This is a genomic window from Prevotella denticola, from assembly GCF_900454835.1.
In the GTDB taxonomy this organism is placed as follows: domain Bacteria; phylum Bacteroidota; class Bacteroidia; order Bacteroidales; family Bacteroidaceae; genus Prevotella; species Prevotella denticola.
The window spans coordinates 497,105-519,614 of record NZ_UGTM01000002.1 but is presented as its reverse complement, the minus strand read 5'-3'; the positions used below and the strand labels follow the sequence as shown (position 1 = coordinate 519,614).

The following is a 22,510-nucleotide window of genomic DNA, read 5'->3' as shown; positions in this document are numbered from 1 at the left end:
GTCTGTTTGATGTATATTTCATGAAATTATAAATAATATTAAATGCCTGAAAATAAATAAGTTATATTATTTATTTGTTCCAAGAAATATCTTAAATTTGCAACAGTTTTTATTCAGAAAGTTCACTGAAAGTTCACGGATGATTTCGTGAATCCCCTGTTAAAAGGAGAATTATAATGGAAAAAGTCAAGGGAAAGTTCGCGGAAGTGGGAAATATGTCTCAAAAGTATCGAAAGAGGGGAGAAACCTCGCTTGCAAAGTTCGTATCTTCCAACGGGAAAGTTACAGGTACACTTATGTTGGATCCCAGAAGAATGGATGGTGATTATTCCCAAACTTCCCCTGTCGCTATTCGTATAGCATATGCTGGTAAGAAAGTTTTTCTGCGGATAGGGAAATCATATATAGGAACAGATTGGATAGAACTATGTGAATGTGAGAAATTATCACGAAACAAGAAAGCCTCAGAACGAAAGGAATTAAAAAAACAGATGGAGAAAGTGGCTACTCTTGTAAATCAACTCATCGATGAGGGAAACTTTTCTTTGAGAAAACTCCAGGAACGACATCAAGGGAGGAAAGATGACGATAGTACAATCTACTCCATTTGGGAATCTTTTATTGTATCCAAGCGCGACGATGGCAAGGCAGGAACAGCTCGATGCAGTGAGGATATATTAAAGAGGTTTGTACGGGATATGGGAAAAGATGTATCTTTAAGTGATATAAGTCACAACTTTATTCTGGATTGGGTAAAGGTAATGAAGAAAAATGAGCTTAGTACAACATCCATTGGAATATCATTGCGTACATTCCGCACCATTGTAAATATCTGCATTGACCGTGGTTTGATTAAAGGAAGCACCAAAGAAATGTTCAAGGACACGGGCTACAATAAGGTGTGTAGTCGTAAGCATGAGTTCCTTGATGTTCCTACCATGAAGATGCTTTATGACTTTTGGGAAAGAGACGAAGCCAAAGACGAAAAAGGCAAGGAGTTATTCTTTCCAAAAGAGAAACACGCCGTCTTTCGTGATTTAGGGCTATTCCTATTTATGTATCTGGGTGACGGACAAAATTTGGCTGACACCTTGCGACTGACTTATGATGGTTGGTATTTTGCTACACATGGAAAGCAACTCCGATTCTTGCGTCATAAAACGAGAGACAGAAACGAGAGTGCTAGCGAGGTCATCTTTCCCATTACTCCAGAACTACAAAAGATTATAGACAAGTATGGCAATGAGCCTAAACTTGACAAGCGTGTGTTCCCGATTATGAGTGAGTGGATAACTCCAGAACAAGAAGTATGGGTAATCCAACGATATAATCGCTATATTCGTGAGCATATGGCGAAGGTGGCAGAGCTGCTTGGCATGGAACAGCGCCCATCATCCACTTGGGCTCAACATAGTTTCGCCACCAATCTGAATAATTCTGGATTAGTGCCGTATAAATACATCAGTGACAGTATGGGGCATAGTGGCAATGAGGATATAACATCTAACTATATTGGTGCCTATCCTTTGGATAAGATGTTGGAATATAATTGGTACCTTTTGAACGAAGAAAGACAAAACAAAGCTACTGATAAGCAAATGGTCTTGGAACTATTGAAAAATATGAGCGAAAAGGATAGAAAAGAATTGCTCGCATCTTTGTAACGAACGAGTTGATTTGAAAAATATGCCACAGGTGGCACTTTTTTCAAATTGCATGTCTTGTTTTCAAATAAATACTGTATCTTTGTCATTGAAAAAAGTGCTCCATGGGGCAAAAAATTAAAATATGAGAACAACAATTCCCAGAGACGTCTATTTGAAGCAGCTGATTGACGGACGAGAAAATGGTTTTATTAAAGTAATCACAGGTATGCGAAGGTGTGGCAAGTCCACACTTTTACAAGTTCTTTTTCGTGATTATTTGTTGAAACAGAACATACCTGCTGACCACATCATTTCTATTGCTTTGGATGACCGCATCAATCAAAAGCTAAGAAATCCTGACGTTTTGTTGGCATATATTCGCCAGCAAGTCAAGGATAACCAGTTGTATTTTATACTTATGGATGAAATTCAGATGGTAGATGAGTTTATAGATGTTCTAAACAGCTTGTTGCATATTGAGAATGTGGATGTTTATGTAACAGGTAGCAATTCTCATTTTCTCTCAAATGATATTGTAACAGAGTTTCGGGACAGAAGCGATGAAATACACATGTATCCATTCTCTTTCTCTGAGTATTATGCAGCCGTAGGTGGGGATAAGCAAGGGGCATGGAAAGACTATTATACATACGGCGGGTTACCTCACGTATTGACTTTAGTAGGTGATAAGAAGAAAAGCGACTACCTTTATAATGTTTATCGCAAAACATACTTGACGGATATAAAAGAACGGCATGAAATTAAGGAACATGAGTTTCAGGAATTGGCAAAGATGCTGTCTTCTTTTATAGGTTCATCTTGCAATCCGAACAAATTGACCAACACCTTTAAAAGTAAAGAGAACGTTGATTTGTCCTATCCCACAGTAGTAAAGTACATTTCCTATCTAAAAGACTCCTTTCTGATAGAAGAAGCAGAACGTTATGACATCAAGGGACGTAAATACATTGGATCCTTGTCCAAATACTATTTTTGCGATTTAGGAGTAAGAAATTCCATTTTGAAATTCCGTCAACAAGAAGAAAATCATATTATGGAGAATGTTCTCTATAATGAGTTGCGAATGAGGGGTTATAATGTAGATGTCGGCATGGTAGATGTTAAGAGAAAAATTGACGGGAAAAGTATCCGCCAGCAATATGAAGTTGATTTCGTGGTGAATGAGGGAAGTGACAGATACTATATCCAGTCTGCTTTTGCCATGCCCAACATTGAGAAGGAGCGTCAGGAAAAGACTTCTTTTTCATTTATCAATGACTCTTTCAAGAAAATTGTCGTCGTGAAAGATGATATTAAGCCTAAACGGGACGAGCAAGGGATCGTAACCATAGGCTTGCTCGATTTTCTGTTGAATAAGGATAGCTTAAAATTGTAACTTATGGAACCAGAACGCAAAGTGGTTTTTCTAACATGGTATCAAGCCAACAAGATAACGGCAGACCGCATTATCAATGACCTGAAGAAGCAGTCGTTTGAGGCGGTGATGCACTTCTATGCCTATACTGCCAAATCATTGAAATTGGAGCATATTGTGAGCCAGAAGGACTTCCCCATTCTGTTTTCCAACAATTATACGAGAGTTGGTGATACCTTGGTGGCAGCGATAGTATTTCTGCTCAGTGAGGGGAACATGAATTTTCTTTGTCCAAACAGGATAAAGAATACATTAAAATACTGGCTTGTCGGTGGCAACCTGTACGAAACGCTTGTCTCAAAAATCATAGTCAAAACTGATGAAGCCCCTGAACGATTAGAGAAGAACGCCTATTCCGATTTACAGCAGCAATTAGTTGAGACCAGTATGCGAAATGGCATCAAGACTCAGGATGATTGGAATCGATTCTTTGGCCTGGAGATGGCACCCGATGATGAATGTAAAATTGAGAACAAGCCTGCCCCCATCCCAACCGAACTCCAGACGGAAGAAGCCCAACTGATTCTTGACAAGGCTATTTCGTTAGGCTTGTGCGACAATGAATATCACTGGCAAAAGACCAATTCCCTGCTGGCCTATTTCTCTGATTGTGCCTGTGAGCATTTGAAACTGTCAAAAGCAGAACAGGACGGAAAGAAGAAAACATTTTGGAAACCCTTTGAAACCTTGTTTGGTGTTTCTGGACTGGCCAATTACAAGAACACCTATACCAACAAGACGGGCAAGCTGCCCACAGACCATGAAATCGTGGAATCTATATTCCGCTAAAAGAAGAAATCCTTAGCCCATGTAAGTCAGCCTTGCATGGGCTTTTTCATCTATTTCTCTTACTATACAAGCATTCCGTTCCATAGGAGGATATGCGTCCATACCCATATATAGTTACCATGTGGTACCTATATGGGCATAATGCCATGTAATTCCATGATACTTTTGCAGCAAACTTTTAAAACCAAGAGACATGCAAGGAAATTTCATCATGCTGCAAAAGGAAGACCTCAAGGAGGCCATTGCAGAAGTATTGGAGACAATGGTGGGCAAGAATCTGCTGAAAGAGACAACTCCGACAGCATCCACCGAGTATTACACCCGTGACGAACTGTGCGCACGCCTGCACATCACCTATACAACATTGTGGCGCATGGAGAAGCGTGGCGACATCCAGGCGCACAAGATAGGAAGGCGCAACCTGTATTCCAAGCAGGAAGTGGACGCACTGATTTCCAACGGGCTTTCTGCCAATACAAATAATCAATAGGGCCATGCTATGGATGAACTGATCAAGACGATTCCCAAACTTCCTGAAATGGATTATATCTTGTCCTCCTTTCATGAATTGCAGGAGCAACAGGCCGTTGATGCGGGTGGCTTTCATGTGGCATCCATGAACGACTGCCTGATAAAAGGGCAGTCGCTTCCTCCCCTCGTAGTGCTCTATCCCAACATTGTCCTCGAAGGTGATCTCTGTATTATCTTCGGACAGTCAGGTATCGGCAAGACTATTTTTGCCATGCAGGTGGCAAGGGATATTGCCGCACAGGGGAAGCGCGTGCTCTATGCCGACTTTGAGATGACACTGCGTCAGCTGGCCCTGCGGTACGAGGTTCCGGACTTCCCTCCTACTTTCTTCCGTGCGGAGATGGACAGGGACAATCTCGTTGATGATGTATTGAAGGGAATAGAAAAAGCAGCCGTGGCGAATCTTGCAGAGGTGGTGTTCATCGACAATATTACCGCCCTCAGCCAGTCGCTCGACAAAAGCTCTGACGCGGGCTCGCTCATGGCATCGCTGAACGCCTTGAAACGGAAGTATAACTGGACGCTGGTCGTCCTCAACCATGTTCCCAAGATATTCTCCGGTTCTGTCCCTCTTTCCCTGTCGGCCATACAGGGCTCTGCCAAACTCAACCAGTTGATAGACGACGCCGTGGGACTGGGACAGTCAGGCCGTGACAAGTCGCTGGTCTATGTGAAGCAGTGCAAGTGGCGCAATGGAGAGCTGATGCTCGATGCCGACAATGTGGCTCTGTATGAGCGGGCCAAGAACGGAGAAGGCAATCTTTGCTTTACCTTTCGTGGCAATGACACGGAGACCGCCCATCTGGAAACGACATCTGCCAGCGGACGGGAGGAGCTGAAGGCGAAGGTCAGGGAATTGTCCTCGCAGGGCATGAAGCAGCAGGACATAGCCAAAGAATGCGGTATCACCCAGAGCAAGGTGTCAAGGCTTCTGAACGGCTGATTATTCACTTTATGCAGTTTATGCAATATGCATAAGTGCATAAACTGCATAAAGCGCATAGCAAACATGGAAAATCAGGACTTGAAGAGAATGTCGGCGACTAAGGCTGCGACCAATGATCGGATGTTAATAGAGATACCTAAACAGGATATAGGATGTCATTATTCTTCTCTTACAGATTATCTGGATAAGGTAGCTGGTTATGATTCCAAGCTGTTGTCGGCCATTGATCGCTTGATGATGGGATTTCATCTGGGAGCCGTTACCAAACTTGTGAACGGACACTATGGCACGGTGTTGCCTCGGATAAATCGGAACAACAAGGTCGTAGGAGGAAGTGTGCAGTACTTTGATACGGACAGTGGGGCAATCCTGCAAAGAGAGCCCTTGGTGGAACATCTTTATAGCTGGTACTGCTTCGACTATTACACGGACGATGAGGTCTTCTTTGGCGAGCATCTGCTTTCAAACAAGCCTGTCGCCATTGTGCAGGAGGAAAAGACAGCCTTGCTGGGTACGCTGGCGGAACTGGCCGTTGACTGGTTGGCGGTTGGAGAAGGCTACAATCTCACCAATAACATGATGAGTAAACTGGCTGGCAAGCGGGTGGTCCTTTTCCCTGATGATATAAGCTGTGATTATTGGGAAGAGCAGTTCGGGGCAAGGTTCAAGGTGGACCGTGGCTTTGTCCATCGGGACATTAACCGATACCTGATTGACAGAATCAGAGGTCGTGGCAGTCCTTGAACTTGGGGGGGAGGGAAGAACAGGGCTCTGCCCTTGTTATAGCCTACTATAACTACCCGCTGCGCTTTCGTAGTTGTGGGCCCAAGGCCAGCCTTGTAGAACCGGCGGGGATGACTCTCCCCCTGCACCCTCCACTCGGTGGCATCTGCCCCCAAGACCCCTGACCAGAGCGTGACCCTCTCTCTGGACTCTCTGCTTAGGGAGCCTCCCTAAGAACCTTATGAAAAGAAAAACCAACAATCATTTAAATCCCTTTTGTTATGACACAAATGACATCGGTACACATCAAGCCCTGCAATATCGGACAAAGTGAGGCACACAACCAACGGACAAAGGCATATCTCGACCACATCAATGCAGAGAAGCTTTATATCAGGAAAGGCCTGATACCTGAGGACCAATCGTGGACATCGGAACTGCAAGGCGATATGACCTTGCGGCAGTATTACGATGCCATTGGCAGAATGGTGAAGGAAAAGACGGGCAGGGCCATGCAGACCAAGGAACGGGAGCGAATCAACAAGAAGACGGGCAAGGTAACCAAGATAGCCGGCTGTACTCCCTTGCGTGAGGGCGTCGTGGTGTGCAAGGTAGACACCACCATGGAGCAGTTGCAACATTTCGCCGACCTTTATCGGCAGCGTTTCGGCATTACGGCCATACAGATACACCTCCATCGTGACGAGGGGCATTGTCTTGATCCGAATGACACATCTACATGGAAGCCTAACTATCACGCCCATGTCATCTGGGACTGGATGAACCACGAGACAGGTAAGTCCTACAAGCTGGACAATGAGGACATCAGCCTCGTGCAGGACATGGCAGCCGAGGCATTGGGAATGGAGCGCGGCGTTTCCAAGTTGGAGACGGGCAAGCTGCATCTGGAACGGAATGACTATATCGTGGCCAAACAGAAGCGTGAGTTGGATGAAAGCAAGAAACAAGCGGAGAAGCTGGCAAAGGAGAACGAGCAGAAAGTTCTCGCCTGTGAAAAGTTGGATAGGGAAATCCACGACAAGCAGGAAAAAGCCAATCGAGAGAATGGCAGCGCCATCCTGTCGGGCTTGGCCAACCTTGCAGGAAAGGGCAAGTATGCACAATTGGAGGCGGAAAATGAAGAAATGAAAAAACAAGTTGCTGCAATTCCGCAAGTGGTTGCTCAGCAAGTAGAAACCTTAACCATTACCTATAAAGAGGAGATAACTAAGGAGCAGAATCGTGCTGATTTCTGGCTTGCTGAATGTAATAAACAAGAGCGTATCTACAAAGGGTTGCTCACACAATCGAAGAATCGGGAGGTTGACCTCAAGCAAGAGTTGCAGCAACGTGATAACATTATCGCTACAATGAAGGCTGGGCTAACAGATTTCCTACGAGGATTCACGATTATTTGCCAAAATGCCATTAATGCCGTTATCGGCTTTGCCCACGACACTAAATTGCAGCACTTTACCTTCCCTCAGGCTACAGCCATCAACGAATATCTTTCTAAAGAGTCAAGCGACAGGCATAATGGTGCCACGATTCTGGCTCTCCTCACCCGTCCCTTTCTCAACTTATTCGAGCATAAGAAAGGAAAGGCGGAAATCGAAAATGTGGTTGATAACTTTGACTATTATAAGAAAAAGCAGAAGCAACAAGAGGAGACGAGGATCAAACTGAGGTTCAGAAGATAGATTGATAGTTAAAATGGGATTATATTGCGTGTTTTTTTATGGTCAGCTAAAAAATATATGTATTTTCTCTTTAGTATCGCAAATAATGTTTATCTTTGAACACATAATGATAAATTCGGCTATGGCAAAAGAAATATTCCATCCCAATAGAATTAGGGTAGTGCTTGCAGAAAAGCAAATCACCAATCGTTGGTTGGCAGAACAGTTAGGCGTTACCGATATGACAGTGTCGCGATGGAGTACCAATAAAGTGCAACCTTCGGTGTCGCAACTGGTAGAAATAGCTAAACTTCTTGAAGTAGATATAATCGAACTAATAGAATACTAAGACAATGATAACGACCTCAAATCTTCTGCAGGTTCTTAAACATATTGGCTTCGAAAAAGCAAATGTGGGTGAATACTACACCAAAGACTACGGCACATGTATCATGGCGGTGGACTTTGATAACAAAAGACTTATATACCCTGAAGCCAAAGGACTGATTGTAAACGATAAGACGACGAGCAACTTTGAGCATCCTGAAAATTTCGTGGTGTTCGAGTGTGTCTGTCGGTTGCTTGAAAAGGGCTATCGCCCCGAACACATCGAATTGGAGCGTCGATGGCAACTGGGGCATGATGGAAAAAGCGGAAAGGCTGATATTTTGGTAACCGATGAGAGGGGTACGTCGCTTATCATCATCGAATGTAAGACATCGGGTAAAGAGTATAACAAGGAAATAAAAAATACCGAAGAATATGGTGGGCAACTCTTCAGCTACTGGCAACAGGAACCTGCCACACGATGGTTGGCACTCTATGCGTCTGACTGGAAAGACGAGAGGCTCGTTTATTTCTCGCCTGTAATTAACTGTACTGATGATGCCAATATCGTGCTCATGGCTAAAAAGGACGATGATGTGAAATTGTACCAGCAGGCAAGAAACGAGGTGGATAAGTATGAGACGTGGGATGAGACTTACAACCGCCAATGGCTCGACAACTTGATTTTCGACGAGGAGAGCCAAGCCTATAATATCGGCATACCGCCTTTGCGTAAAGGGAAGCTGCGCGACTTTACACACGACGATAAGATTGTCAATAAGTTTGAGGAGATACTCCGTCATAACAATGTGTCGGACAAAGAAAATGCCTTTAACCGTCTGGTGGCGCTCTTCATCTGTAAACTTGTGGATGAGATACAGAAGCAAGACTTCGAAGAGGTGGAGTTTCAATACAAACCGGGTGTTGATACCTATGAGACCCTGCAGGACAGACTACAACGACTGCATACACAAGGCATGAACGACTTCATGAAAGAGAAAATCTTTTATGTGGAGGCCGATTATGCCGAGCGTCTTTTCATGCAATACACAGGGCAAAACCGCAAGAAAGCAATTGCCGACTTGAACAATACCATCCGTATTCTGAAGTTTTATAGCAACAACGATTTTGCCTTCAAGGATGTGCACAATGAGGAATTGTTCTATCAGAACGGCAAAACACTTGTCGAGGTGGTGCAGTTGTTCCAACCTTACCGCATTGTGTATCCCTCTAAGCATCAGTTTCTTGGTGATCTATTCGAACAACTACTCAACAAGGGATTCAAACAAAATGAGGGACAATTCTTCACTCCTATGCCCATCACCCGCTTTATCTGGGACTCGCTTCCCATATCCGATTACATCAATCGCAGAGGACTACCTCGCGTCATCGACTACGCCTGTGGTGCCGGTCACTTTCTCACTGAGGCAGTGGAAGCCATCAATGGTGTTCGAGAAGATGCCGATAACTCTTGGGTAGAGAAACATATCTATGGAGTGGAGAAAGACTATCGACTGGCACGAGTGTCAAAGATCTCTATGTTTATGAACGGTGCCGGCGGTGCCAACATTATCTTTGGTGACGGACTGGAAAACTACCCTGAAAAGGAGATAGACAACGGCTCGTTTGATATTCTTGTAGCCAATCCTCCTTACTCAGTTAGTGGCTTCAAGCAGCACCTTAAACTCAAAAACAACAGCTTTGAGCTACTGCCACGCATCACAACAGACAGCTCCGATATCGAAACCCTGTTTGTAGAACGTATCGCTCAGGTGCTCAAACCACAGGGCATCGCTGCTGTGGTACTGCCGTCAAGCATCCTTAGCAACAACTCAGCCAGTTATATGGGGGCACGCGAACAGTTGCTGCAACACTTTATGCTCCATGCCATTGTGAGCTTCGGTAGCAAGACTTTCGGGGCCACAGGTACCAACACCATTGTGCTATTCCTCGAAAAATACAACGAGCCTCCCAAGGTGACAGAGCTGGCACAAGATGCCGTCAATGCCATTATGCAGGGCTTAGACGACCGTGATTGGGAGGATAAAGAGCTACTGGAAGCCTACTGCCGTATGCAACAGGTAGAGGTCTCGCGCTATAAAGATATCATAGCACGTACGCTGAGTGCAGACGATCTCTCGGCAGACAGCTATTTCAAGATGTATACCAATATCTTCAATACATTGCCCGACGTGAAATATCCCAAGAATTTCTCGGCAGAGCAATGCAAGGCTGCACGCACAGAACATCTTTTCGATTTTGTGGAATCCATCGAGCGTAGCAAACTCTATTATTTCGCCCTTACGTGCAAACAGGCAACTACTGTAGTAACGGGGCCAACCGATGTGAAGGAGCAGAAATCCTTTTTAGGTTATGACTGGAGCAATCGTAAGGGAGCCGAAGGCATCGTAATTCACATCCCTGGCGGCATGCTCTATAACGACGAAGATCGATTTGCTCGTGGAACCTTGGCTTGTGCCATACGTAATGCCTTCCTCAATTCCACTACCACATTGCCTGATGATGTGGCAAAATATGTCAAGACGCATCACCTTTATGACTTGATGGACTTTGGAAGAGTGGAGTTTGATAAAACAATCAAACTTTCATCTACAAAAGGAAACATAATAAACTATCGCTTCCCAACACAACGACTCGGCAATTTATTAGTAAATGTTGTCGGAGCATCGACCAAAATAGCACAATATGAAATAAAGCAATCTGGTAAGTATCCTGTTGTTACTCAACAAACGGATAACTTGATTGCTGGGTATTCCGATAACGTGAACGTCATTACGGATTTACCGTTGGTTTTATTTGGGGATCATACATGTGCTATTAAATACATAGATTTTCCTTTTTTGCGGGGAGCAGACGGGACACAACTTATAAAAGTTGACTGGAAACAATGCATGCCAAAATATCTCTATTATTTCTTGTCATATATCGAAATAACAAATAAAGATAGGTATGAACGGCACTATAAATATCTTAAAGAAATAGAGGTCTCTCTTCCTCCTCTCTCTATCCAGCAGCAGATTGTAGAAGAGTGTCAAAAGGTGGATGAGGCGATCGTTACAAGCCAAAATAATGTTGAAAAACTAAAACTGGATATATACAAACTTGTAGATGGTGCCTATGGGGAACATTTACCCTTATCAGCAGTTGCGTCGTTTGCTACAGATCGCAAAGGATATTCAAGCATTTCGCCAGAAACCTTTGTTACCACCGATAATCTCTTGCAGAACTGTGAGGGAGTGAAGCCTTATGACGGTGTTCCTAATATAGACTCTGTAATAGAATATCAAGTGGGAGATTTGTTATTGTCTAACATCCGACCTTATCTTAAAAAGCTATGGCTGTCTGACCGAGATGGCGGGTGCAATCCTGATGTACTTGTGCTGAGGGTGAACAAAGTGAGGATACTGCCCAAATATTTTTATTACCAGCTTGCTCGACAAGAATTTTTCGATTTTGTTATGGCTGACGTAAAGGGCGTGAAGATGCCACGTGGGAAAAAGGAAGTTATCATGCGCTATCCCATTAGTGTACCACCCCTTGCTGAGCAGCAGCGCATAGTAAAGGAATTAGTTCAGCTCGAACACGAGATAGAAACGCTTCAACAAACCATTGCCGATTGCCCAAGCATGAAGCAGGCAATACTGGATAAATACCTCAAATAATAAATAGAAATGGATATAAAAGTTTTCTACTTATATACTATCATAGTTATAGGCTGTTTTATCTTCTTAAAGTATAAGAAATATATAGACAAGTGTGTAACTAAAAGCATGGAAAAAATAGGAATGCTTTGGACTCTAATCGTTATGCCATTGTTTGTCTATGGCATACATAAAGCAACATATGAAATATATCTTGAAACTAATAAAGATGAATTAGGATGGGAATATGGACTCATACTTTTTCTTGTTCTGATTGACTTATTTTGTATTGCATACGCATTAGAAAAACTGGAGAAAGCCTTTTCGGAAAAAAGAAGTTTCTTCTCGCTGCTACCTACAATCATAGCAATATTATTTGCTATAGCATTAAACTTTGCTATCCAATACAATATCCTCTTCGATTATGAAAAAGAAGCATATGTGAACATACAACCAGAATGTTGGTACAAAGATTTAGCTAACTTCTTCTTTTACAGTTTTGGTGTATTGACAAGTTCTATTATTACCCAGATAACGGCAGCGTCAATCCTCGCTAAAGTATTAGTAACCTTGGAGGTATTATCTGCTTTCATATTTATCATACTCATTATAGGAAATTACAAAGCAATTGGCGAGAGCCTGTCCAATTTGCGATTTCTGCACGGAGAAAACAACAAAAAAGAGTAGCATCATTTCACAAAGGAAGAACAATGATAGAGAGAATACCATGTCTCAGGGCATAATGTGTTAAGGAAATCGCAAAAATGTAACACGTTACCATCCTCGTGTTAAGTTTTTCAGGAAACCATAACATGAGTATCTTGCTAGAAAGGGGGACAGTAGATCTTTCGTGGGGGTATACTCATTCTGCTTATAAAAAATCTTCTAAAGTTTAGAATGGCCAGAATGCTGACAATGAGGACAGGATTACCGACTGTTTACTGCAAAAGTCTATTTCTCATTTGCTATCACTTTTAACATTCTTCAATAATAAATTGTTTATCAGTATGTTATGTGTGTTTGCAGAGTGACGGCAGTGACAGGAAAATAATTTCACAGCAGACCAATCACAGGCGCATCTGCCGTGGATGAATGTCTATGTTTTATCCTGAAGTATATTCTTCTGCGGCAGACTCTTTATCAGGAAATGTTTATTCAGAAAACCTACATTCAAACTACTTCTATCCGGTTATAATGCTTAACGTGATCCGTACTGAGCCTTGACACCATGGGAGTACACCATCAGCACCATTGGTGCTTACCCTCGGCACACTGACAGTAAAGAATCAGTGGAGGTAAATGATAATCCCCATTAATTATCTACTGGTCCTTCAAAAGGTCACCTGAAGGGTCACCTGAATACAAGCAAAAAGGAGCTACATTGCTGTAACTCCTTGATTATTAATGTGGACCAGCCTGGGCTTGAACCAGGGACCTCCAGATTATGAGTCTGTTGCTCTAACCAACTGAGCTACAAGTCCGAGATTATATTAATTCGGGTGCAAAGATAATCAATAAAATGGAAACAGGGGAAAGGAAGGTAAGGATTTTTAAGGTTTTAACACATTTTGAGCGGGACAGGAGGGCTTTTACGCCGATTTGGAGTACCTTTGCAGCATACTTCCCGGCTGACCGGAGACAGCAACGGCATCCCATGACGCTTCATCCGGACGGGCCTGCAGAAGCGGGCTTCCTGATATGTCCGGACCAAGGGCGTATATGATATGCCTCCGGCACGGATGGACATAACGGATGAACATACAGGAACAGACGGGAACAGAAAACAGATTTACAGACAACCGGAATTGAACATCATATACATCAAAGAGGGTGAGAAGCCGGAGCTGCCGGCATTGGCGGCTACCATCGGATTCTTCGACGGGGTACACCGGGGACACCGGTTCCTGATCGGACGTGTCGTCGACGAGGCACGGCAGTCGGGAATGGCATCGGCCGTAATCACTTTCGACCGCCATCCACGACAGGTATTGCAGGCTGACTATCAGCCGGAGCTGCTGACGACGCTCGAGAGGAAACTGCAGCTGCTTTCGGAAACACAGGTCGACAACACCCTCGTACTGCATTTCGACAGGTCGCTGGCCGCTCTCCCTGCCCGCCGGTTCATGGACGAGGTGCTCCGCCGGCAGCTGAACGTGCGGAAGCTCCTGATCGGCTACGACAACCGCTTCGGACACGACCGTGCAGAGGGCTTCGACGACTACGTACGCTATGGACAGGCACTGGGTATCGAGGTCGTCCGTGCCGATGCCTTCCTCCCGGGGGGAGAGAAGGTCAGCTCGTCGGTCATCAGAGACCGCATACGCCGGGGCGACATCGCATCAGCCAACCGCCTGCTGGGCTATGCCTATACGATAGAGAGCACCATCGTACGCGGTTACGGGAACGGGCACCGGCTGGGATTTCCTACCGCTAACCTCGACATGGCAGCCTGCCGCCAGCTCATCCCGGCAGCAGGTGTCTATGCCGTGGCCGTACGGCAGAAGGATTCCTCAGAGTGGAGGCGAGGTATGATGAACATCGGCACACGTCCCACATTCAACGGCAAGGCGATGTCGATGGAGGTGAACATCTTCCGCTTCGACGGCGACCTCTACGACAAGCCGCTGGCTGTCAGCTTCATTGCCAAAATCCGAGACGAGCGGAGGTTCGGGTCGCTGGAAGCCCTGGCTCACCAGCTGGAACAGGACCGGGAAGCTATCAACCACCTGTTCGATGTCGGACAGATCCGGCAGCAGATGGAAGCCCGACTGTAGGCAGCCCGCAGAAGAACAAAGTGATCATCATTAAGGAAAAGAGAGAAATATGAAGCATAAAGACACGTGGACAAACGTCCTTTACATCATCCTGTTCGTTGCAGTCTTCGTACTGCTGCAGTTCCTGTCACGGTACCTGTCGGCAGGATGCATTGCCATTGTCCGGGGCATACCGTTCCGTACCGCCATGAACGAGGACAGCAGCGGAACGGCCGTTGCCGTCACCACTGTCATCAGCAGCCTGCTCACCTTCGCCCTCTTCACCCGTGCCGGCTGGGCACCGGTGTCGCGCAACTACCTCAGGTCACGCCCCTGGGGTGTCCTTTTCTGGGCATTCCTGCTGGCGGCAGGCTCGATACTCCCGATGGAGTTCGTGGCAGAGAAAATCAATCTGACCCTCCCCTCGCAGACACAGCAGCTGTTCGAAAGCATCATGAGAACCTCCTGGGGCTATCTCGCCCTGGGCATCATGGCTCCGATAGCCGAGGAGCTCGTGTTCCGCGGAGCAGTGCTGCATACGCTGCTGGACATCTTTGGTAGCAGAGCCCACTGGGCAGCCATCGTGTTCTCCGCCCTCGTCTTCGGCGCCATCCACCTGAACCTGGCGCAGGGTACGCACGCCTTTCTGGTCGGTCTGCTGCTGGGCTGGATGTATTACCGCACAGGCAGCATTCTCCCGGGAGTCCTGTTCCACTGGGTCAACAACACCGTAGCCTACCTGATGTTCAACTTCATGCCGCAGATGAATGACGGAAAACTCATCGACCTCTTCCATGGCAGCGAGCGGATGATGTACGGCGGACTGTTCTTCTCACTCTGCATCCTCGCACCCTCCATCCTACAACTGGGGAAGCGAATGGGGAAAGTAAAAAAGTAAAAAAGTAAAAAGGTAAGAAGGTAAAAAAGTAAAAAGGACAGGCAGGAAAAGCCAGTCTCCTCGACACACGTGATTTACGTCTTTTACAAAAACTTCCGGAATCGCTGTCTGCAATACGATGCAATGGATTCCGTCATGCCGAGGAAGTCATCCACCTTGTTACGATGCGGCGATGGTACGGCCGGCATAGGAACATTGAGACAAGCGACCGCCGTTCTATGACGGGGCAGGAGAGAATCCCTTACAACACAATGCCCCAGTTTCCAGAAGCCACAACATCCCGGTTTCCCAAAGACAAACATCTCGAAAACGATAAAAAAACCGCACATGAATAATACACTGATAGACAACTCATCAGCACAGCTCTCAATGCTTCAGGCATTGAGGGACTGTCTGGCTTCTGAAGGTATTCTCACTGTCAGGATCGCAACAGGATACTGGGACATTCCGGGACTTGCTCTGCTGGCAGACGACATCAGATCCTTCCTGCGGAAAGAAGGGACAAAGCTGCTGCTGCTCATCGGAAAAGACCCGTACGTGTATGCGTCTCAGGTCAGGAATCCCAAGTACAGGGACATGGATTACCCTGGTGACTTCATCCGTACAGACCTGTGCGAACTTGAGCCGAAGACTGAATTCGAGAATGCGGTGCGGCTTCTTCTGGAGTATTGCACCGAAGACGACGGTTCCAAAATACAGATTCGCATATTCCGAAAGAACAAAGACAATGCCGCACAGTTCCTTCATTCCAAATGCTATATCTTCGATGGCCGCGATGCCGGTAAAGGATACGGCCTGATCGGCAGTTCCAACTTTACAGGAAAAGGACTGCAAGGCAACGCAGAGTTGAATTATCTGGAGACAGATGTGGTCCGGGTGCTGTCAGAGGCGCCCATTCCCAATCATAAGACCCATGTGCAGTGGTTCGATGAAAAGTGGAATATGTCAGAGCCATGGAACAAGGAGTTCCTGGAACAGGTGTTGAAGCGGGCACCCATCACCCGAAAAGTCATGGAAGAACCTTTTACCCCATACGAGCTGTATATCAAGCTGCTCCGAATCAAGTTCGGAGAAGTGGTTGACAAGTCGCTCGGCCAACAGATTCAGTCCTACCTGCCCGCCGGCATCCACAGGCTGGAATACCAGATAGAAGCAGTCAAGCGGTGCATCGGCATCATGCACGAACACGGCGGCTTCATGCTGGCTGATGTCGTGGGCCTCGGCAAGACCATCATCGGAATCCTGATCATAAAACGTTTTCTCTCTGTTCCTGAAGATGACGGCCGGGAGCGCAAGGTGCTGGTCATCACCCCACCGGCCATTCAGTCTGGATGGAAGAAAACCATCATGATGTTCGACAAGGATGCTGAAGAAAAGATTGCACCCTACATTGACTTCGTCACCACAGGACGCATCGGGAATCTTGCAGAAGGAGCGGATTTGGAAGATGATGACAGCGGAGATACCGGAGAGTTCGGCGAAACGCTGCAAGACAAAAACTACGGGCTTATCGTCATTGACGAGAGCCATAAGTTCCGCAACAGTGCCACGCTGATGTACCAGTCGCTTGACGGACTGATACAGAAAATCGGTGCCGATACGGGGACATATCCATACATCGGACTGCTTTCTGCCACACCGCAGAACAACCGCCCCAACGATCTAAAGAACCAGATCTATCTTTTCGAACGCAACCATAATGACAGCACACTGAAGAAGGCTGAAGGCGGTAACATTGAAAAATTCTTTGCCGACGTAAACAGAGAATACGACCTGCTTATCCGCAAGCCTGAAGCAGATGCTACCACAGGCGATCTCATTTATGACATCCCATCAGACGAACGCCGCAGACGGCTCGACGAGGTCTCCAGGAAACTCCGCGACTGCATTCTGAGCGACATCCTTGAGCGCAGGACAAGAACCGACGTCGAGACGTATTATGAAGAAGACATAAAAGCGCAAGGCCTGGTATTCCCGAAGATTGTCGGACCGAACAACCTTGAATACATCATGGACGAGGAACTGGCAACGCTTTTCTCTGACACCATGACCATCATCGCCCCGACCGAGAAGGAAAAGATGCAGACTGATGAATGGCTGAGATATTTCCGTTACCGTGCCATCGAGTACTTTGCCGACCCTGCCAACGAAAAGAAACACACCGGACGGGGCAACCGCAGCGTAGGCGATGTGGCAAAGCAGCTCGCCACCATCATGCAGATCCTGCTCGTAAAGCGGCTGGAAAGTTCGTTTACAGCTTTCACGCAGTCCCTGCTCAACCTCCGCCGCTATACGGAGAATATGATCAGGATGTGGGAGAATGACACCATCTTCGTCTGTCCGCAAATCGATGTCAATAAAGAACTCGATTTTGAAACAAAGAACAAGGAGCAAGAAAAGAAAAATAAACGAAAGAAGGGCAAGGTGCAGAAGAAGAAACTTACTTTCAATGACTGCGTGGAAGACATCAGGAAGAAAATAACCCGGCTCACGGAGCAGGGGCGGAATGAGAGAGGACAGAATGCCGAATACAGGCGGAAAGACTTCAAGGAGGAATACTTTGCCCAGCTGAAGGAAGACCACCGGCTCATCTCAAACCTGTATGACCGCTGGGCAAGAAACTCCCAAGACCCCAAGTTTGATGCGTTCAAGGAGAAGATAAAACCCGAGCTGTTCAACCCGCAGACGAACACATCCGGCAAACTGGTCATTTTCTCCGAGGCCATCGACACCGTCCGTTCTCTGGCGAGAGCCGTCAAGGCCAAAGGCTACAAGACACTTGTCATCACCGCCGCCAACCGCGACGAGATGGAGCACACGATAGAAGAGAACTTCGACGCCAATTACGAAGGAAAATGGAAGGACGACTATGATGTGATCATCACGACCGAGGTGCTGGCAGAGGGAGTGAACCTGCACCGGACCAATGTCATCCTGAACTATGATACTCCGTGGAACTCGACCCGCCTGATGCAGCGCATAGGACGTGTGAACCGCATCGGCAGCAAAGAGCCGTTTGTCTACGTCTACAACTTCATGCCGAGTGCGGAAGGTGACGCCCAGATACAGCTTGTCCGCAAGGCACACACGAAACTGCAGTCGTTCCACCTATTGTTCGGAGGGGACAGCAAAATCTTCTCGGAGGAGGAAGACATCATGCACTACAACCTTGCCAAGGCTGTAGACGGAGAAGAGTCGCCTCTGCAGAAATATGTGTATGAACTGAAACAATACAAGAACACCCACCCTGAACGCTATGCCCGGATCGAACAGGCGGAGGACGGCTGGCAGATCGCCCAGGCAGATTGCGGGACAGCCTACTTTGTCGTAAAAGCCCCCCGGTCCGCAAGACTTGCCGTGAGAATACGTCAAACGGAGGACGGTCGCCATAATGCCGAAATCATTTCCCTGTTGGATCTGCTTGAAGAGATGCGGACAGAGGAAGATGCCAGACGTGTGCCCCTGCCGGAGAACTGGCAGCAGCTGGCATCGGAAGCCATCAGGACTTACAATCAGTACTTCGTGCGTATCAGCAGGCCAAGGACGGGAGACAAACGCACACAGGCTCTTGAGGTCATCGTGAAGCTGTATAACAGCAGTCCGGTCTCCGCGAAATCCAAGGCTCTCCTGAAGAATGCAAGGAAACTTGCAGACAAAGGCAGTGCCGACATCATCAGGAAGATGCTTGTCATCGGAAAGGAGCTGCGAGAAAAGGATTCACGCCTGTTTGCCATCGGGCAGCAGGACATCGACGAAATACTGGAACGGGAGATCGGCAGGCTCGTCGCCAACGTAGAGAGCAGACAGGGTGAGGCTACAATCGTTTTAGGAACAATCAAGTAAACAGGCAGGATGGACAAGAATTTATTACAGACGTATTTAAGCGACCGGTACCAGGGCAGCAGGTCGTTCCTCGAGAACATCATCTTCCCGATCTTCGGAGAAGACAGTTTTGAAGATGGTCATGAAACAGAGTTCCTGAATCAGAAGGACGAATACAGGAAAACATCCGAGACACTTGGCATACGCAGCGTCAGGCAGGTAGGAAAGATAGAAGTAGGTGTCGAACCCCTCTACATCTTCGACGTGACGGTCAGCGACAGGGTCAGGATGGAACGCAACAGGGTAGGAATCCAGCGGCTCGTCCGCTCCATCATGGGGACTTACTCCTGCGCCTTCATGCTGTTCCACTACGAAAATGACGTACGGTGGGACTGGCGTTTCACCTTCTGCCATATCAGCGGAGACAGGAAAACGGCTACTGACAGCAAACGCTATACGTTCCTGCTGGGTCCTGAACAGTCATGCCACACAGCAGGACAGAATTTCATGAAACTTTATGAGAAACATGGCCCTATAGAGGTAAAAGACATTGAGAATGCCTTTAATGTCGAGGCACTGTCCAACGAGTTCTTTGGCAAATACAAGTCGGAATATGACAGCTTCGTTGAATACATTACGGGAAAACGTTATGTGAAAAAGGGTGGAAAGTATGTGGAGGCCCAGACGCACGCCCCCCACCCGACCTTATATCCTGCCTTCGGCGGCAATGACAAGCTGGTACGCGACTATGTAAAGAAACTCCTGGGACGTATCGTATTCCTGCACTTCCTACAGAAGAAAGGCTGGCTCGGTGTGCCGGCCGGGAAAGACTGGGGAGACGGCGACCGCAGCTTCATGCTCCATCTTTTCGAGAATGCCTCGGAAGAGCAGAAAGACAGTTTCCTGGATGAGGTGCTGGAGGGACTGTTCGCCGACGGTTTAGACTGTGACCGTTCCGACAGGAACGACCTGTACGATACCAAGGTGGAAGGCTTCCGGAACTGCAGAATTCCGTATCTGAACGGCGGTCTTTTCGAACGCGACCCGCTTGACGAAAAGACGGTAAAGTTTCCTGCCGAATACTTTGACAGTCTGCTCACTATGCTTTCGCGATACAATTTCACCATCGATGAGAACGACCCTGATGATGCCGAAGTAGGAATCGACCCCGAAATGCTCGGACGCATTTTCGAGAACCTGCTGGAAGACAACAAGGACAAAGGTGCGTTCTATACACCGAAGGAAATCGTACAGTACATGTGCCGAGAAAGTCTCATCGCCTACCTGCAGACCGGTCAGACAGAAGAAGACAGGGAACGCATCCGCCGGTTCGTCACCACACACGACGGCGAACAGCTGGACGGATTGAAAGGAGTCCTCGACCAGAAACTCCGTGACGTGAAGATATGCGATCCGGCCATCGGATCCGGAGCCTTCCCCATGGGACTGCTGCGCGAACTGTTCCTCTGCCGGGCAGCCATCGAGCCGGACGTAGCGGAGAATGCGGCCGACATCAAACGGCACATTATTCAGAACAATATCTATGGCGTAGATATCGAAAGGGGGGCGGTGGATATCGCCCGGCTGCGCTTCTGGCTTTCGCTGATCGTCGACGAGAAGTCGCCCGAGGCACTGCCTAACCTTGACTTCAAAATCATGCAGGGGAACTCCCTGCTGGAACAGTACAAGGGGGTAGACCTTTCCGCTGTGACCGGAAGAAAGGAAGAGGCCGAAAAGACTGTAACCTTCTTCGGAAATCTGGTAGACGATTCCCGCAGACAGCTTTGCGAGAGACTTGACGAGTATTATGCCTGCCCGGAACATACCCAAAAAGTTGAACTGAGAAAGCAAATTGCTGAAATCGTAAAGCAAGAACTCGTCGAACAGGGTATCACCGTCGATTTCGGAGACATTGACCTCGCTGCCAACAGCCAGTTCTTCTTGTGGCACACATGGTTCCACGACGTATTCTCCCGACCCTCAAAAGAGGGTGGATTCGACATTACTATTGGCAACCCTCCATACATCAGCGCACCGACACAGATTGCATCACCTGAATTGAATGAACAGAGGCAGCGCATTGTGGCATGCAAAAAGTATAAATCGCTCAATGAGAAATGGGATTTATACGTTCCCTTTATGGAACTTGGATTGCAGCTTCTCTCTCCCAATGGTGTTTTTTCGATGATAGTGCCATATCCTTTGACAAACCAGAAGTATGGTAAGAAACTCCGTAAGATGATTGTGGAAGAATATTGCCTATTGGAAATTGCAGATTTGAACGGTACAAAGATTTTTGAGAACGCAACTGTGAGCAACTGTATACCGTTCATTCAGAACTCATCACCAAAAGGTGAACTTCGCATAACTCAATTATTTGGAGACAAGACATTCCGTAACGTGTTACGTAAGTCCCCAGAAACATTAAAACAGGACGAAAATAAATATGTCTGGAACTTGACAGAAGAAAGAAGGACTGGAAATCGTTTTGCCAACATGAATGTGTTGGGTGACTTCTGCTATATCAGTAAAGGAATGGTACTTAATGCAAATGAGAACATTGAAAAAGGAGCTTTTAAGAAAGAAGACTTGATTAGCAATATATATGATGAAGTTCATTGTCGAAAATACATAGAAGCCAAAGATATAGATAAGTACCAAGTAAAGCGTGTCCGTTTTCTTGAATGGAATACAGAACGATGTCCTGACAAATTGAGTCGTCAGACTTTTCGTGAGTTGTACGACTGCCCCAAACTGATTATGAACTGTTTGGGGACTATCAATGTGACAATTGATACAGAAGAACATTTCTTGCACAATCACTCTATCTATTGTGCTATTCTTTGGAAGGATCTGAAAGGTGTTAACAACAAGAGCATATCTTCAAGTATCAAGAAATTCTGCAAACACACTCGTGCAGAGATGGAAGCGTTGTCAGGTGAAGTGGACTTGCTTTATTTGCTGGGTGTCCTCAATTCCTCAATGGCTGGTCAATTGTTGGCTGACCAACGAGGCGGAGATTATCACATCTACCCCGAGCATATACGCAATCTGCCTATTCCTATTGCGACTCCCAAGCAGCAAGAGGGGATAGCTCAGCTCGTCAGAATCATCATGGAAAAGATACATGGCGGGCAAGACAGTGAAGCGGAGCAACAGAAAGTCAATCAGATGGTTTCCGCACTATACATATAATGCATTCTCCCTATTTTATTGGTTAATGCGTATTTACGCAAAAAAAACGAATAAAATCTTGATGTTGTGAGAAAATAGCCATATCTTTGCAGTCGCAAAGAATG

14 protein-coding genes and 1 tRNA gene are annotated in these 22,510 nt (G+C 46.5%); 14 read left to right on the top strand and 1 reads right to left on the bottom strand.

Translation table 11 applies throughout. The annotated features are described in order from the left end of the window. Positions 1–176 precede the first annotated feature (176 nt). From DYH27_RS10175 to DYH27_RS10130, 10 genes are all read left to right on the top strand, one after another. Positions 177–1,664: a phage integrase SAM-like domain-containing protein gene (locus DYH27_RS10175; RefSeq protein WP_025067226.1), complete on the top strand. Its 1,488-nt coding sequence runs from the start codon at positions 177–179 to the stop codon at positions 1,662–1,664. A 124-nt stretch (positions 1,665–1,788) separates the two neighbouring features. Then, positions 1,789–3,042 carry an ATP-binding protein gene (locus DYH27_RS10170; protein ID WP_025067225.1) on the top strand — a complete coding sequence of 418 codons (1,254 nt, stop codon included), beginning with the start codon at positions 1,789–1,791 and terminating at the stop codon, positions 3,040–3,042. 3 nt (positions 3,043–3,045) lie between these two features. Next, positions 3,046–3,870 carry a DUF6043 family protein gene (locus tag DYH27_RS10165; RefSeq protein ID WP_025067224.1) on the top strand — a complete coding sequence of 275 codons (825 nt, stop codon included), beginning with the start codon at positions 3,046–3,048 and terminating at the stop codon, positions 3,868–3,870. A 193-nt stretch (positions 3,871–4,063) separates the two neighbouring features. Next, a complete protein-coding gene (locus tag DYH27_RS10160; RefSeq protein WP_025067223.1) occupies positions 4,064–4,360 on the top strand; it encodes a helix-turn-helix transcriptional regulator in 297 nt (98 codons plus the stop codon). Between the two features lie 9 nt (positions 4,361–4,369). Continuing rightward, entirely contained in the window at positions 4,370–5,344 is a 975-nt protein-coding gene (locus tag DYH27_RS10155; RefSeq protein WP_029216560.1) for an AAA family ATPase, read from the top strand. Between the two features lie 27 nt (positions 5,345–5,371). After that, positions 5,372–6,091 (top strand): DUF6371 domain-containing protein, encoded by a 720-nt coding sequence (locus tag DYH27_RS10150; RefSeq protein WP_025067222.1) that lies wholly within the window; start codon positions 5,372–5,374, stop codon positions 6,089–6,091. Positions 6,092–6,351: 260 nt separating this feature from the next. Further along, complete coding sequence (locus DYH27_RS10145) at positions 6,352–7,770, top strand: recombinase (RefSeq protein ID WP_025067221.1); 1,419 nt, start codon at positions 6,352–6,354, stop codon at positions 7,768–7,770. A 121-nt stretch (positions 7,771–7,891) separates the two neighbouring features. Then, positions 7,892–8,098 carry a helix-turn-helix transcriptional regulator gene (locus DYH27_RS10140; RefSeq protein WP_025067220.1) on the top strand — a complete coding sequence of 69 codons (207 nt, stop codon included), beginning with the start codon at positions 7,892–7,894 and terminating at the stop codon, positions 8,096–8,098. A 4-nt stretch (positions 8,099–8,102) separates the two neighbouring features. Next, complete coding sequence (locus tag DYH27_RS10135; protein ID WP_025067219.1) at positions 8,103–11,759, top strand: N-6 DNA methylase; 3,657 nt, start codon at positions 8,103–8,105, stop codon at positions 11,757–11,759. A 108-nt stretch (positions 11,760–11,867) separates the two neighbouring features. Further along, a complete protein-coding gene (locus DYH27_RS10130) occupies positions 11,868–12,425 on the top strand; it encodes a hypothetical protein (protein ID WP_147287464.1) in 558 nt (185 codons plus the stop codon). Positions 12,426–13,145: 720 nt separating this feature from the next. Here the strand turns inward: DYH27_RS10130 and DYH27_RS10125 are convergent. After that, positions 13,146–13,219, bottom strand: a tRNA-Ile gene (locus DYH27_RS10125). Positions 13,220–13,462: 243 nt separating this feature from the next. On the opposite strand from DYH27_RS10125, the gene ribF reads away from it, so the two are divergent. From ribF to DYH27_RS13605, 4 genes are all read left to right on the top strand, one after another. Beyond that, entirely contained in the window at positions 13,463–14,512 is a 1,050-nt protein-coding gene (gene ribF, locus DYH27_RS10120) for a riboflavin biosynthesis protein RibF (RefSeq protein ID WP_029754998.1), read from the top strand. Between the two features lie 49 nt (positions 14,513–14,561). Further along, positions 14,562–15,389, top strand: coding sequence for a CPBP family intramembrane glutamic endopeptidase (locus tag DYH27_RS10115; protein WP_025067216.1), 828 nt, complete (start codon positions 14,562–14,564; stop codon positions 15,387–15,389). 327 nt (positions 15,390–15,716) lie between these two features. After that, positions 15,717–19,232, top strand: a complete 3,516-nt coding sequence (locus DYH27_RS10110) for a helicase-related protein (protein ID WP_029216562.1) — start codon at positions 15,717–15,719, stop codon at positions 19,230–19,232. Between the two features lie 9 nt (positions 19,233–19,241). Next, complete coding sequence (locus DYH27_RS13605; RefSeq protein ID WP_025067215.1) at positions 19,242–22,406, top strand: Eco57I restriction-modification methylase domain-containing protein; 3,165 nt, start codon at positions 19,242–19,244, stop codon at positions 22,404–22,406. The last annotated feature ends 104 nt before the right edge of the window (positions 22,407–22,510 follow it).

What these genes read in the sequence shown, in the direction of transcription:
- DYH27_RS10155 (WP_029216560.1), top strand. Translation starts at nt 4,370, where the DNA reads ATGGATGAACTGATCAAGACGATTCCCAAACTTCCTGAAATGGATTAT.
- DYH27_RS10175 (WP_025067226.1), top strand. Translation starts at nt 177, where the DNA reads ATGGAAAAAGTCAAGGGAAAGTTCGCGGAAGTGGGAAATATGTCTCAA.
- DYH27_RS10165 (WP_025067224.1), top strand. Translation starts at nt 3,046, where the DNA reads ATGGAACCAGAACGCAAAGTGGTTTTTCTAACATGGTATCAAGCCAAC.
- DYH27_RS10140 (WP_025067220.1), top strand. Translation starts at nt 7,892, where the DNA reads ATGGCAAAAGAAATATTCCATCCCAATAGAATTAGGGTAGTGCTTGCA.
- DYH27_RS10170 (WP_025067225.1), top strand. Translation starts at nt 1,789, where the DNA reads ATGAGAACAACAATTCCCAGAGACGTCTATTTGAAGCAGCTGATTGAC.
- DYH27_RS10110 (WP_029216562.1), top strand. Translation starts at nt 15,717, where the DNA reads ATGAATAATACACTGATAGACAACTCATCAGCACAGCTCTCAATGCTT.
- DYH27_RS13605 (WP_025067215.1), top strand. Translation starts at nt 19,242, where the DNA reads ATGGACAAGAATTTATTACAGACGTATTTAAGCGACCGGTACCAGGGC.
- DYH27_RS10135 (WP_025067219.1), top strand. Translation starts at nt 8,103, where the DNA reads ATGATAACGACCTCAAATCTTCTGCAGGTTCTTAAACATATTGGCTTC.
- DYH27_RS10145 (WP_025067221.1), top strand. Translation starts at nt 6,352, where the DNA reads ATGACACAAATGACATCGGTACACATCAAGCCCTGCAATATCGGACAA.
- DYH27_RS10115 (WP_025067216.1), top strand. Translation starts at nt 14,562, where the DNA reads ATGAAGCATAAAGACACGTGGACAAACGTCCTTTACATCATCCTGTTC.
- DYH27_RS10160 (WP_025067223.1), top strand. Translation starts at nt 4,064, where the DNA reads ATGCAAGGAAATTTCATCATGCTGCAAAAGGAAGACCTCAAGGAGGCC.
- ribF (WP_029754998.1), top strand. Translation starts at nt 13,463, where the DNA reads ATGCCTCCGGCACGGATGGACATAACGGATGAACATACAGGAACAGAC.
- DYH27_RS10150 (WP_025067222.1), top strand. Translation starts at nt 5,372, where the DNA reads ATGCATAAGTGCATAAACTGCATAAAGCGCATAGCAAACATGGAAAAT.
- DYH27_RS10130 (WP_147287464.1), top strand. Translation starts at nt 11,868, where the DNA reads ATGGAAAAAATAGGAATGCTTTGGACTCTAATCGTTATGCCATTGTTT.